At 57.4% G+C, this 13,284-nt stretch carries 10 protein-coding genes; all 10 read left to right on the top strand.

Features of this window, described 5'->3' with window-relative positions:
• Positions 1-28: 28 nt before the first annotated feature.
• Positions 29-862: an ATP-binding cassette domain-containing protein gene (locus tag METFOR_RS10945; RefSeq protein ID WP_015286204.1), complete on the top strand. Its 834-nt coding sequence runs from the start codon at positions 29-31 to the stop codon at positions 860-862.
• Entirely contained in the window at positions 859-1,686 is an 828-nt protein-coding gene (locus METFOR_RS10940) for an energy-coupling factor transporter transmembrane component T family protein (protein WP_015286203.1), read from the top strand. The genes METFOR_RS10945 and METFOR_RS10940 overlap by 4 nt, the downstream gene beginning before the upstream one ends.
• 47 nt (positions 1,687-1,733) lie before the next feature.
• Entirely contained in the window at positions 1,734-2,042 is a 309-nt protein-coding gene (locus tag METFOR_RS10935) for a hypothetical protein (RefSeq protein ID WP_015286202.1), read from the top strand.
• Positions 2,043-2,184: 142 nt separating this feature from the next.
• On the top strand, positions 2,185-3,342 hold the full coding sequence (locus METFOR_RS10930) for a hypothetical protein (protein WP_015286201.1): 1,158 nt from the start codon (positions 2,185-2,187) through the stop codon (positions 3,340-3,342).
• Between the two features lie 275 nt (positions 3,343-3,617).
• Complete coding sequence (locus tag METFOR_RS10925) at positions 3,618-5,702, top strand: DNA topoisomerase subunit B (protein ID WP_015286200.1); 2,085 nt, start codon at positions 3,618-3,620, stop codon at positions 5,700-5,702.
• Positions 5,692-8,190 carry a DNA gyrase subunit A gene (gyrA, locus tag METFOR_RS10920; protein ID WP_015286199.1) on the top strand — a complete coding sequence of 833 codons (2,499 nt, stop codon included), beginning with the start codon at positions 5,692-5,694 and terminating at the stop codon, positions 8,188-8,190. Before METFOR_RS10925 ends, gyrA begins: the two co-directional genes overlap by 11 nt.
• 92 nt (positions 8,191-8,282) lie before the next feature.
• Complete coding sequence (locus METFOR_RS10915) at positions 8,283-8,699, top strand: secondary thiamine-phosphate synthase enzyme YjbQ (protein WP_015286198.1); 417 nt, start codon at positions 8,283-8,285, stop codon at positions 8,697-8,699.
• 4 nt (positions 8,700-8,703) lie between these two features.
• Complete coding sequence (locus METFOR_RS10910; RefSeq protein WP_015286197.1) at positions 8,704-9,513, top strand: 4Fe-4S binding protein; 810 nt, start codon at positions 8,704-8,706, stop codon at positions 9,511-9,513.
• Between the two features lie 190 nt (positions 9,514-9,703).
• The gene (locus METFOR_RS14650) at positions 9,704-12,067 is read left to right on the top strand and encodes a response regulator (RefSeq protein ID WP_015286196.1); all 2,364 of its coding nucleotides are present in this window, start codon (positions 9,704-9,706) and stop codon (positions 12,065-12,067) included.
• A gap of 3 nt (positions 12,068-12,070) precedes the next feature.
• Entirely contained in the window at positions 12,071-13,174 is a 1,104-nt protein-coding gene (locus METFOR_RS14645) for a PAS domain S-box protein (RefSeq protein ID WP_015286195.1), read from the top strand.
• Positions 13,175-13,284 lie beyond the last annotated feature (110 nt).

Raw genomic sequence — 13,284 nt, 5'->3', positions numbered from 1 at the left:
ACCTTTTTTCACCCCATCTCCTGTACTTATGCACCTGATCGAGACCCGCGATCTCTGTTACACCTATCCTGGCAAAGTCACCGCGCTGAACAACATTAATTTCATCGCTCCGCGGAACTCCCGCATCGCAGTGATTGGGTCAAACGGTGCAGGAAAGAGTACGCTCTTCAAGCATTTCAACGGTATTTTCAAAGCCACCTCGGGTTCGGTCCTCATCCGGGGCGAGCCCATAACAAAACAGAACATCAAGGAGATCCGGAAGTTCGTGGGTATCGTATTCCAGAACCCCGATGACCAGATCTTCTCACCAACGGTCGAGCAGGACGTTGCGTTCGGTCCAACGAACCTTGGACTCGACCCCGAGACCATCCACCACCGGGTTCACGAGGCGCTCCGTGTCGTGGGGATCGAGCACCTTGCCCACCGGGTCCCCCACCACCTGAGCGGGGGCGAGAAGAAGCGGGTGGCCATTGCCGGGGTCATCGCCATGGAACCGGAGGTCCTGGTGCTGGACGAGCCGAACGCGGGGCTCGATCCCCGGGGAGTAACCGATCTCAACGCGTTCATCAACTCGCTCCCGAAGAAGTACGGGATGACCGTCATCTTCTCCACTCACGATGTCGGGCTCGTGCCTGAGGTTGCCGATTATATCTACGTGATGGATAAGGGAAGGATCGTGGCGCAGGGGACAACGGACGAGATCTTCGTCCAGCCGGACATGCTCAGGTCCGTGCGGCTGGACGTTCCCATCATCCCCCGGCTGCTCAAGTCGCTCAAAGAGCATGGTGTTGATGTTTCCATGGCATACACGTACGCGGATGCGGAAGAGTCACTCCTGAAGGCCTTTGGCAAGCGATCATGATCGAAGAACTCTTCCAGATCGAGCGGGACGCGTACAAGGACAGCCCGATCCACCGCCTGGACGCACGCGTGAAGATCGTTATCGCCTTTGCCGCGATCATCGCCCTTGTTGCCGTACCCTATTCCCCCATGATCTACACGGTGGGCGCTGTCTTCTTCCTCTTCTTTTCCCTGCTCTGGTGTTTCACCGGGCTCTCCCCGATCATCTATGCCCGCCGGGCGCTTGCCATCATCCCGCTCTGGGGTGTCATCATCATCTTCCAGATCTTCCTAAAGAACAAGTACTATACCACCTACGACGTGGTCATGAGCCTTCCCTTCGGGATTAACATCTATGCCCAGTCCATCGAGTTCGCGTTCATCCTGCTCGTCAAGTTCGTGGTCTGCATCTCCTTCATCATCCTGCTTTCCTCCACCACGAAGATGCCCGATATGCTTGAAGGCGGGGCCCGGATGGGCCTCCCCGCGGAGTTCGCCCTTGCCCTCGGGATGATGATCCGGTACCTGTTTGTCTTCGGCTACATGTTCCGGAAGATGAACGAGACCTTGAAGACCAAGTGCTTCGATGCCTTTGACCGGAGACTCTCCTACCGGTACCGGCTCCGCCAGCTGGGGTACACCATGGGGACGATGTTCATCCGCTCGTACGAACAGGGCGAGCGGGTGTACACGAGCATGCTCTGCAGGGGATACGGCAGGGAGAGTTACCTTTTTGTTGAAAGGAAACCATTAAAACGGCCGGAATGGGCCGTCCTTTCGCTGTCGCTTGTGTTCATCATCGCGGTTCCGTTCGTCGTCTGGCTGGGCCGTTTCAGCCTCTTCTGACCGCCCCGACCGGAATCTTTTAGCCGTCCCGCCCCCATCATCTCCCTATGGAGCACCAGTTCGGCCACGGTTTTGTCACGAGCATCATGCTGATCGCCATGCACTTTGCCCTCCCCCCGGAGCAGGCATGGCCGGGGGCAGGGGACCATGTTGCAGGGCTCGTCCTCCCGGAGGAGTTCCGGGGTACGGAAGTCGAGGAACTCACGACCCTGCTGCGCAAGAAGGTGGTCTGGCACCAGCCGGGGAATATGGATCGTGAGGATGCCCGGGATGTCATCTTCACGCTGAACCGGCTCGTGGTTGCAATCGATAAGGAACTCGGGATCGCGGACGCGGAGATCGGGGAATTCCGATAGGAATGGGGAAAAACAGACATTTGTCCGTCGGTTTTGAGTAATCTTGTATTTTCATTTGCGTGAGATATAATTAGTATCATTTAATTAGTCAAGTGACAAAAATTTACAATATAATAAAAAATTCATTTGAGATGACGAACTGATGACAAAACAATTAATGCTCACACTCATTGCGATCGCGCTGGTAGTCCTTATTGCAGGCATACCCGCATCGGCAGACTCCGGCTGGTCGGGACCCGAAGGGCCCACCCCTCCGGGAGGGTTTGTTTCTATCGAGCCACTACTCGACCCGGCGCACCTCCCTCCCGGCTGGGACACCCCCTGCTATGGCGAATGCCCGCCCCTCATCATGACATTTTCCCCCGGTGATACGTTCGAGCTTAAGGGTCAGAATACCGCATCCGACACAACCTACCTGTTTATCATCGGACCCGGGCTCGATGAAAATGGGGCACAGATCCAGAACACGGATCCTGCAAATTCACCGGTCGAAAGTGGTAATTCCGCCACGTTTGCAAAATCCGCTGTCAGGAACGACCATGCCTGGTCTTGGGCATGGGATATGACAGGTTCGTTACTGAAAGACGGGACATATGAGGTTATTGCATCTTCCCACCCCAATGGTCTTGATACCGGCCAGGCAGTAACGGCCAGGGGATATTATAAAATCAAGTTCAAAAATTCCTTAAGAACGACCGGTACATCAACAGCTTCAACAACGGCTGCGACCTCTGCACCCACGACAATAACCAAACCCGTTGTTACAGAGACTGCAATGCCGGGCGAAGTAACCATCCTCGTGCGTGGCAGCCAGGACTGCATACTGGGTGACGAGATTAATTTTACTGGCACCAACACGGCTCCCGGATGGAAGACTTACATCTTCATCACCGGTCCCGGCCTTGCCGAAAACGGCTCGCAGATCCAGAGTACCGATCCCAAAAACGCGCCGGTCGTGAACGATAATCCCGTCACCTTCAAGCAGATGGATGTGCAGGGCGATCACACGTGGTCCTGGAGGTGGGGAACTGCTAGTACAAAACTGGATCCCGGGACGTACACGATCTGGGCTGTTGGCGGGCCAAGGGATGCGGGACATCTAGAAAAAATTCCTCACGGCACCGTTTCCATCACGCTGAAAAAACCGGCAGGATCAAAAGCAGCACCGGTATCTCCGGTTCCCACGACCCACGTCCCGTCAGAAACGGCAACAACAACGGCGCCGTCCCCGGGCTTCGTGCTCCCTGCTGCTCTGGCCGGCCTGGGGGCAGTTGCCCTCTTCATGAACCGCCGGCACTGACTTGGAGAAAGAACGAAGAAATGTCCCGGCACGGGCCGGAAGGCTCGGGGTACCTGCTGGACCGTACAGAAAATCGCACCGGCGGGTAGCCTCCATGAAAAAAAATCCTAAAATATATTTTTCTGTCAATCTCTTCAAATATCCCCGTTTTTTCCTGCCGGGAAATTCCTCTTTTACCGCCTGAAAATCGAGCACAGCGCTTATATGCTCACGGCACTAATAGTATATGTGGAAATTCTGCGCAATTTTGATGGTTTTTTTAACGGAGGTTTTTCTTGACAGACACGTACGATGCATCCCATATCACCGTACTCGAAGGGCTCGCCCCGGTCCGCGAACGCCCGGCGATGTACATTGGCAGCACCGACACCCGCGGCCTGCACCACCTGGTGTACGAGGTCGTGGACAACTCTATTGACGAGGCGCTTGCCGGGTACTGCACCCGGATTGCAGTTGTCATCAACAAGGACGGCTCCCTTTCCGTTGAGGACAATGGCCGGGGTATCCCGGTCGACACCATGGAGAAGAACGGCAAGAGCGCCCTCGAGGTTGTCCTGACCGTCCTCCATGCCGGCGGAAAATTCGACAAGGCAACCTACCAGGTCTCCGGCGGCCTGCACGGTGTCGGTGTCTCGGTTGTCAACGCCCTCTCCAACTGGCTCTCCGCCCGCGTCTATCGTGACGGGAACATCTACGAGATGAGGTTTGCCCAAGGCAAGCCAACGATGGCTGTCACGAAGCGCGAGGAGTCCTTAAAAGAACTCATTGACCGTTACAAGCAGTGGTATGGTCCGTCGGCGCAGTTCACTCCCACTGATGAACCGGTCCCGGCCCCGGGCTCAGGCCAGACGGCATTATCCTCAGCATATGTGGTGGACCCTGGCAGGAGCGAAGAGGAGAACCGGCAGGAATTCCTCTCCCAGTTCGGCCAAAAGATGGCCGGTACCCGGATCCACTTTGTCCCGGATGCCACCATCTTCGAGACCACCACGTTCGATTACGATACTCTTGCCCACCGGCTCCGGGAACTTGCGTTCCTCAACGCGGGGCTCACGATCATCATCACCGATGAGCGGACCGGTGACTCGGCCACCTACTGCTATGCAGGCGGCCTCTCCGAGTTCGTGAAATACTTAAACGAGGGCGCGGAGTGCCTCCACCCGACCCCTATCGACATGACCAAGAAAGATCCCGAGAACAAGCTCGAGATCGAGGTCGCGATGCAGTACACGACCGGGTACGACGAGAAGATCTTCTCCTATGTCAACTCGGTCAATACCCGCGAGGGCGGCACCCATCTCGAAGGGTTCCGTAGCGCCATCACCCGGGCCATCAATACCGTAGCAAAGAAGAACGGCGTCATCAAGGAGAATTCGACCATCACCCTCCGCGGGGAGGATGTGAGGGAAGGTCTCACTTCGGTCGTCTCCGTCAAGATGGCGAACCCCCAGTTCGAGGGCCAGACCAAGATGCGTCTCGGCAACAGCAGTGTCAAGGGGATCGTCGACTCCCTTGTCTATGCAGCCCTCTCGGAATATTTCGACGAGAACCCCAATACCCTCAAGATCATTGTCGAGAAGGCGCTCTCGGCGGCAAAGGCCCGCGAGGCGGCACGAAACGCACGTGAGCTGGCGAGGCGCAAGAGCACGCTCGAAAGCGGCGGCCTCCCGGGAAAACTTGCGGACTGCTCGGAACGCGACCCGGCAAAGTCCGAGATCTATATTGTGGAAGGGGATTCAGCAGGCGGTTCGGCAAAAGGCGGCCGGGACCGGAAGTTCCAGGCCATCCTCCCGCTCAGAGGTAAGATCCTAAACGTAGAGAAAGCGGGCGAGCACCAGATCTTAAAGAACGCCGAGATCCAGACCCTCATATCAGCCATCGGGACCGGTATCGGCGAGAAGTTCGATGCCGAGCGGGCCCGTTACCACCACATCGTGATCATGACCGATGCGGATGTGGACGGCGCCCATATCAGGACCCTCCTTTTGACATTTTTCTACCGCTACATGCCCAAGCTCATCGAGCTGGGGTACGTATACATCGCCCAGCCGCCCCTCTTCCGTGTCTGGAAGGGCAAGGACGAGAAGTACGTGTACAAGGAAGAGGAGATGCAGAAGGTTTCCGCTGCCATGGGAGAGAAGGGCGTCTCCGTACAGCGGTACAAGGGTCTTGGTGAGATGAACGCCCAGCAGCTCTGGGACACGACCATGGACCCCGCCCACCGCATCTTCCTGCAGGTGACCATCGAGGACGCCATGGAAGCAAACGAGATCTTCAAGACGCTGATGGGAAAGGACGTGGAGATACGCAAGAATTTCATCATCCGCCATGCCAAGGAGGTGACCAACCTTGACATCTAAAAAGGAAGCGCCCGTGACCGTGCCCGAGACCCATCGTACAGAGCCGATCAGCATAGAACACGAGATGAAGACCTCGTTCATCAACTACGCGATGTCGGTCATCATCAGCCGTGCCATCCCCGATGTCCGGGACGGCCTGAAGCCGGTCCACCGCCGTTCGCTCTACGGCATGTGGGACATGGGCAACACGAGCGACAAGCCCACCCGGAAGAGCGCGAGGGTTGTCGGTGACGTCATGGGTAAGTACCACCCGCACGGCGATGCCTCCATCTACGACACCATCGTCAAGATGGCCCAGCCCTTCTCCTACCGGCACATGCTCGTGCAGGGGCAGGGGAACTTCGGATCAATCGACGGCGACTCTGCGGCAGCGTCCCGTTACACCGAAGTCCGGCTCTATCCCTACGCCGAAGCGCTCCTCGAGGACCTGGACAAGGAGACCGTGGAATTCAAGCCGAACTACGACGAGTCGCTGCAGGAGCCAACCGTTCTCCCGGCAAAGATCCCGAACCTGCTCGTCAACGGGACGGATGGTATCGCCGTCGGTATGGCGACCAAGATGCCCCCGCACAACTTAAAAGAGGTCTGTTCGGCAGTCGAGGCGTATCTCGATAACCCCGAGGTCTCTGTCGAGGACCTTCTGCGGATCATGCCCGGCCCGGACTTCCCGACCGGGGGCATCCTGATGGGTGTCGAGGGCGTCAAGAACATTTACAGCACCGGCCAGGGTCGTGTCATTGTCCGCGGTGTCGCGGAGATCGAGGAATCGGAAGGCGGCAACCGGGGCGACCGGATCATCGTCACCGAACTCCCGTACCAGGTGAACAAGGCCCAGTGGATCGGCGGGATCGCCGAGATGGTCAAGGACAAGAAAATCGACGGCATCTCCGACATCCGTGACGAATCCGACAAAGAGGGCATACGGGTCGTCTTCGAGCTCCGCAAGGGCACGATGGCGCCGGTCATCTTAAACAACCTGTACAAGAACACGGCGCTCGAGTCCAGTTTCTGGACCTCCAACCTTGCCATTGTCGACGGCCAGCCCAAGGTCCTCAACCTCCACGGCCTCCTCGGGCACTTCGTCCAGCACCGGATCGAGGTGATCCGGCGCAGGTCCGAGTTTGACCTGAAGAAGGCGCAGGAGAAGGTCCACATATTAAACGGGCTTCTCATTGCCCTGTCGAAGATCGACGCGATCATCAAAGCCATCCGTGCATCCGACACTGTCGACAATGCCCGGAATGCCCTCATCGCCCAGTTCGGGCTCGACGAGCCGCAGGCGAACGCGATCCTCCAGATGCAGCTCCGCCGTCTCGCTGCCCTTGAGCAGAAGAAGATCACGGACGAGAAGAACGATCTCGAAGCCGAGATCCGGCGTCTTGAAAAGATCCTCGAGAGCGAGGCGAACATCAAGGACGTTATCCGGCAGGAGACCGCCGCAGTTGCGGAGAAGTTCGGCGATAAGCGCCGGACCCAGATTGCGCTCGACACAAGCGAGCTCTCGACCGAGGACCTCATCGAGGACAAGGCAGTGCTGGTCTCGATCACCTCGGCAAACTACATCAAGCGCATGGACATCGACACCTACCGGAAGCAGCGTCGCGGCGGCCATGGCATCACCGGCATGACCACCAAGGAAGAGGATCTCGTGGACTCGGTCTTCACCGCCAGCATGAAGGACTATCTCCTCTGCTTCACGAACAACGGCCGCGTCTACTGGCTCAAGGTGTACCAGATTCCCGAGAGTTCGAGGATCGCAAAGGGCAAACCGATCGTCAACCTCCTCAACCTCAAGGACGAGGTTGTTACGACCGTCATCCCGATCCGCGAGTTCCGGGCCGACCAGTACCTGATCTTCGCAACCAAGCTCGGCCAGACCATCAAGATCCAGCTCGACGAGTTCTCGAACCCCCGGTCCACCGGGACCAATGCCATCAGACTAAAGGATAACGACCGGCTCGTGGACGTTATCCTCACGGGCGGCAACAACGAGCTGATCCTGACCAGCCGGTTCGGCCAGAGCCTTCGGTTTCACGAGGACTTCATCCGTATTGTCGGCAGGAATGCGCAGGGTGTCCGGGGCATGAAACTGAAGGGTGACGATACCATCGTTGCCATCACGCTCCTTGAGAAGGACCATCTCCTCACCATCTCCGATGTCGGCTTTGGCAAGCGGAGCGAGTTCGACGAGTTCCGCGGGCACGGTCGCGGCACGATGGGTGTCCGGAACATGCTGCTCGAACGCGATGCCGTCGTGATCGAGTCGCGGGCTGTTCTGGACACGGACGAGATCATTGCCATGACCGCTTCGGGCATCGTCATCCGCATCCCGGTCAGCGAGTTCCGGATCATCGGCCGTGGTACCAAGGGTGTCCGCGTCATGAAGCTCGATGAGAAGGACAAGGTCGTGGGCATTGCCGTTGTGTCGGCAGAGATGGCGAGTGGCAACGGGAACGGCGATGGCGAAGCCGGGAAACCGGAAGAATAACCGTTTTACCCGTTCCCTGTTTTTTTGGGTATTCATGGCGGGAGAGCATCCTTTATCTCTCCTGCCCCCGACATCCCTGATTAGGATCGTTCATGTACCGGAAAGAACTGAACGTCACTTCGCGGAGCGAAGGTGACATCATTGATATTACCGAAGAGGTGAGGCGGGCAGTAAAAGAGAGCAGGATAAAGGAAGGACTTGTCCACCTGTTTGCCCGGCACTCGACTGCCGCACTCACGACCATTGAATACGAGCCGGGGGTGCTCGCAGACCTGAAACGGGCATTGTCCGTCCTCGCCCCCGACACCATTCCCTATGCCCACAATACCCGGTGGGGTGACGGGAACGGCCGGTCCCATGTCAAGGCTGCACTGGTCGGCCCCACCCTGACGCTGCCGGTCGGGAACGGCGAACTGCTCTGCGGGACCTGGCAGCAGGTTGTCCTCCTTGAACTGGACGTGAATGCAGGGAGAACACGCTCGGTCACCTGCACCATAACGGGTGAATAAGCGTATGGCCGTTGATGACCTGAAGCAGGAGATCCGGCAGAAATGCGCAGCGCTCGATATCCCCCTCGTCGGGTTTGCCCCGGCCGATCGCTGGGATCAGCCGCTTCTCGACCCTTGGGTGCCTGAAGCATTCCGCCCGCTGTCGATCTACCCGGAAACAAAGACCGTGATTGTGTTCGGCCTGCCGGTCAGCCTGCCCATCGTTGATTCCGCCCCGTCAATCTGGTATCACGAATTATATAAGACGGTCAACAGCCTGCTGGACCAGGACGGGTACCGGATTGCATCGTTCCTTGCATCGCGGGGGTTCCCCTCGGTCTGGATCCCGCGGGATGGGTATGGCTCGCTTGAGATTGTAAAAGAGAAACCGGTTGCCTTCTTCTCCCACCGCCATGCCGCATTCCTTGCAGGTCTCGGCAATTTCGGGGTAAATAATGTCCTTCTCACACCGGAGTTCGGCCCCCGGGTCCGGTTTGCCTCCGTATTCACCGCAGCAGAGATCCCTCCTGATACGGTCAGGGAAGAGCCCCTCTGCACCCGGTGCATGCGGTGTGTTGATGCCTGCCCGGTAAATGCCCTTCCCGGGCAGGAATACCCTGACGGCCTTACCGATAAACTGATCTGCACGGCCCGTTCGGAAGCGTTGAACAAACGGGCTCTCTCTCCCTGCGGGATCTGCATCAGGGTCTGCCCGGTTGGCCGCGACCGGATCCTGTACCAGCGGCAGGATTGTGCGATGTACGATGAGGAGAACCCGGATGCGGCCAGTCTCCAGCGGTCCTGGAAACACGTGCGGTCATACGGGAGCCGGTAGGTTGCCAGAAATACCGGACGATCCCTTGCGGCTCTCCCCTTTCCTCTGGGATCTAATCCCCTGTTTTTATATTTAAGAACGTTCAATTCCTACTTCGGTGTCCCTCAATTGAGGGAATCGGTTCAGGGGTACGACAACAAATTTTATATACGTACTTACTAGTGTATTCACGTATCAGGAAGGCCGGCAGATGGAGTCCCACAGCAGGAGGCAGAAGCGCCTTGCAGATCCCGCGCATGGCACCCATCTCATGCCGGAGAACGATGAGCCCGGCACCGGCCTGCCTATCTCTGTCCTGTACGTTGACGATGAGCCTGCCCTCCTTGAACCGACAAAACTCTCTCTTGAGAAGCAGGGTCGGCTTTCTGTGGATACGACAACGAATGTCCGCTCTGCACGGGAGATGATGGAGAAGAACAACTATGATGTCATCGTCTCCGATTACCAGATGCCCGGTACCGATGGCATCGAATTCCTGCGACAGCTGAGAACGGAAGGCAACACGGTCCCCTTCATCATCTTCACCGGGAAAGGCCGTGAGGATGCCGTCATCGAGGCCTACAATTCCGGCGCTGACTTTTACCTTGCCAAGGGCGGCAACCCAAAGGCAATGTTCCTCGACCTCACGCACAAGATCGAGCAGGTCGTGAACCGCCGCCGGACCGAAGAAGCCCTGAGGAAAAGTGAGGAGAAGTACCGCGCCATCTTCGAGACGTTCGATGACCTGTATTACAAGACCGACATGCAGGGGATTATCCAGGCACTCTCTCCATCCTGCCTGAAACTGACCGGGTATGACCCTGCTGAGCTCATCGGCCATTCCGTCCTGGATCTCTACCCGGACCCGGAACAGAGGCAGCAGCTTGTCGAAGAGCTCCTGCTGAACGGCTCGGTCCACGATTACGAGATCATCCTGCAGAACAAGGACGGTGTTCCCCGGGATGTGTCGGTCACAAGCCATATCCTGCGGGACACCGGGGGAAACCCCGTTGCCATCGAGGGGGTGCTCCATGATGTGACGGACCGGAAGCAGATGGAGTCTGCGCTTCTTGCAAGTGAGGAGAAGTACCGGACCCTTGCGGATTTCCTTCCCATCATGGTATTCGAGACCGACCGCGAGGGCCGGGCCACCTTTGCCAACCGCCTCACCTACCCGACATTCGGGATTACAGCTGCCGATATCGTGAACGGCATCAATATTCTGGACTATATCGTTCCCGAGGAGCGTGAGGCTGCAAAGCAGGGTGTCGTGGAACTCTTCCGCGGCAGGGAACGCAGCCCCCATGAATATACCCTGATGAAAAAAGACGGTTCACGATTCCCTGCCATAATCCGCTCGGCTGCCATCCATGACTGGAAGAGCCAGAGCATCACCGGGATCCGCGGTGTTGTTATCGACCTGACAGAACAGAAAAAGCAGGAATCTGCCTTAAAAGAGGCATACTCCGGCCTTGAGCATAAGGTGAAGGAACGGACACGCGAGCTGAGTGAGCTTACCGAGAGCCTTCAGAAGGAGATTGCCGAGAAGAACCGTGTCATGGAAGCGCTTCTTGCAAGCGAGGAGAAGTACCGTACCCTGGTCGAGCAGATCGGCGATATCGTCTTCCATGTTGATCCGTCCGGCCTGATCACGTACATCAGTCCCCACGCGCTTGAGGAGAGTGGCAGGTTGCAGGATACCATCAATATTATTGATGTAGCACCCGCGGAGTACCGCGACCAGATCCGCAGGCTCCTGGATCCATCTGCCCCCACCCATGACCTGATTGCAGGATTTGAGTTCCCGCTCCTTTCACCGGGAAATAGCAAAACCGTCCTCTATGAGATCAATGCAACACCGACCTTTGATAAGGAGAACGCGTACACCGGTTATTCCGGGATTGCCCGGAACATCACGGAGAGAAAGAACCTGCAGAACGCCGTAGCGGCATCCTTAAAGGAGAAGGAGACGCTTTTAAAAGAGATCCACCACCGTGTCAAGAACAACATGCAGGTGATTTCAAGCCTCTTAAACCTCCAGATCAAACTGCTCAAGGACGAAAAGAGCAGGGAGGCGCTCCTGGAGAGCCAGAACCGGGTCATGTCCATTGCCCTCGTCCACGAGAAACTGTACCAGTCAAAAAGTTTTGCCGAGATCGATTTCCATGATTACCTGAAAAAGATCTCCGAAAACCTGTTGCAGTCATACGGAGTGCCGAGAGGCAAGATCAGGGTGGATATCCAAGGCCAGAATGTCATCCTGCCTCTGGAGAAAGCCATCCCTGTCAGCCTGATCATCAACGAGCTCCTCTCCAATGCATTCAAGTATGCCTATCCCGGGGACCGGACCGGGACCATCCTCGTGAGCCTCGGGCAGGACGGCGACCGGTACACGCTTATCGTCAGGGATGACGGGATCGGCCTTCCGGAGACCATCGGCCTTGACAATATCGAGACGCTGGGCCTCCAGCTGGTTATCTCGCTTGTCGGGCAGCTGGTCGGGACGATAGCACTGGACCGAATCGGGGGAACGGAGTTCCGAATCGAGTTCACAAAAGAGATAGCGGGGGAATAGAGAATGAGTGAAGCCAAGATCCTGATTGTCGAAGACGAGGCCGTTACCGGGATGGATATCAGAAAGAGCCTTGTGGAGATGGGGTATTCCGTTGTTGCCGTTGCCACAACCGGAGAGCTTGCCGTACGCAAGGCTGCGGAGCTGCACCCTGACCTTATCCTGATGGACATCATGCTGGCCGGCAGGATGAACGGCATCGAAGCTGCCGACAAGATCCGCCGGCACTGTCACATTCCGGTCGTGTACCTGACAGCGTACAGCGACGACTCGTTCCTCGCCAAAGCCAAGCTGACCGAGCCGTTTGGGTATATTTTAAAACCGTTCCGGGAGCTGGAGCTCAAGACAACCATTGAGATGGCCCTGTACAAGTACGCCATGGAACATGCCCTCAGGATCAGCGAGGAGACCACCCGCGTGATCCTCGATGCAACCGATGACTTCCTCTTCCTGATCGATCCCCGCGGGAAATTCCTTGCCGTCAACCAGGCCCTTGCAAAAAAAGCCGGCAGGGATGTCCGCGACTTCATCGGGACCGATATCGCCCGGCTGGTCACGCAGGGGATCCTCTCGTCCCGCATGGCTGCATGGAACCTCAACACGAACCAGAAGGAGCCGGTCCGGTTCCAGGAGGAGTTCCACAACCGCTGGTTCGATGCAGCGATCTACCCGGTTACATCCCCCGAGGGAGATGTCGTCCTCTTTGCGATATCGATCCGGGACATTACGGCCCAGAAGACGCTGGAAGAGCAATCCCGGCAGAACGAGGAGTTCTTTCGCTCGCTCATCGAGGACACCTCCGATGTGATTGCGGTCCTGGACCGCGACGGGACCCTCCGGCACGAGAGCCCCTCGATCACGCGGTATCTCGGCTATGACCCGGAATGCATCGTAGGAAAGCCGTTCTCCGTCATCCTCACAGAAGAAAGCCTGCCGGTCTTCCGGCAGGTGCTTGAGGAGGTCTTAACGACCCCGGGCATGGTCCGCGCCGTGAACCTTCCCGTGAAGTGCGAGGACGGGTCCCCCCGGATCCTGGAGGGGATCATCAGCAACCTGTACGGGAACCCGGTCATCGACGGGATCGTTGTCAACGGGTGGGTTAAAAAATAATCTTCGGATCCCGCCCCGGCCCGTGAACGGCACCATCCCCTTACCCCCTGCCTGATATCTTCTCTCTCCCATGCGTGAGCCTGTCGCAGGCAGAGAGCAATGACATGGCC

It is taken from the genome of Methanoregula formicica SMSP (genome assembly GCF_000327485.1).
GTDB lineage: Archaea > Halobacteriota > Methanomicrobia > Methanomicrobiales > Methanospirillaceae > Methanoregula > Methanoregula formicica.
Note: the sequence above shows the minus strand (reverse complement) of the source record. Positions and strands in the feature narration are given on the sequence as shown.

Coding starts and splice junctions, on each gene's coding strand:
- METFOR_RS10915 (WP_015286198.1), top strand. CDS start 8,283: ATGTACCGGAAAGAACTGAACGTCACTTCGCGGAGCGAAGGTGACATC.
- METFOR_RS10910 (WP_015286197.1), top strand. CDS start 8,704: ATGGCCGTTGATGACCTGAAGCAGGAGATCCGGCAGAAATGCGCAGCG.
- METFOR_RS10930 (WP_015286201.1), top strand. CDS start 2,185: ATGACAAAACAATTAATGCTCACACTCATTGCGATCGCGCTGGTAGTC.
- METFOR_RS14645 (WP_015286195.1), top strand. CDS start 12,071: ATGAGTGAAGCCAAGATCCTGATTGTCGAAGACGAGGCCGTTACCGGG.
- METFOR_RS10940 (WP_015286203.1), top strand. CDS start 859: ATGATCGAAGAACTCTTCCAGATCGAGCGGGACGCGTACAAGGACAGC.
- METFOR_RS10935 (WP_015286202.1), top strand. CDS start 1,734: ATGGAGCACCAGTTCGGCCACGGTTTTGTCACGAGCATCATGCTGATC.
- METFOR_RS14650 (WP_015286196.1), top strand. CDS start 9,704: ATGGAGTCCCACAGCAGGAGGCAGAAGCGCCTTGCAGATCCCGCGCAT.
- METFOR_RS10945 (WP_015286204.1), top strand. CDS start 29: ATGCACCTGATCGAGACCCGCGATCTCTGTTACACCTATCCTGGCAAA.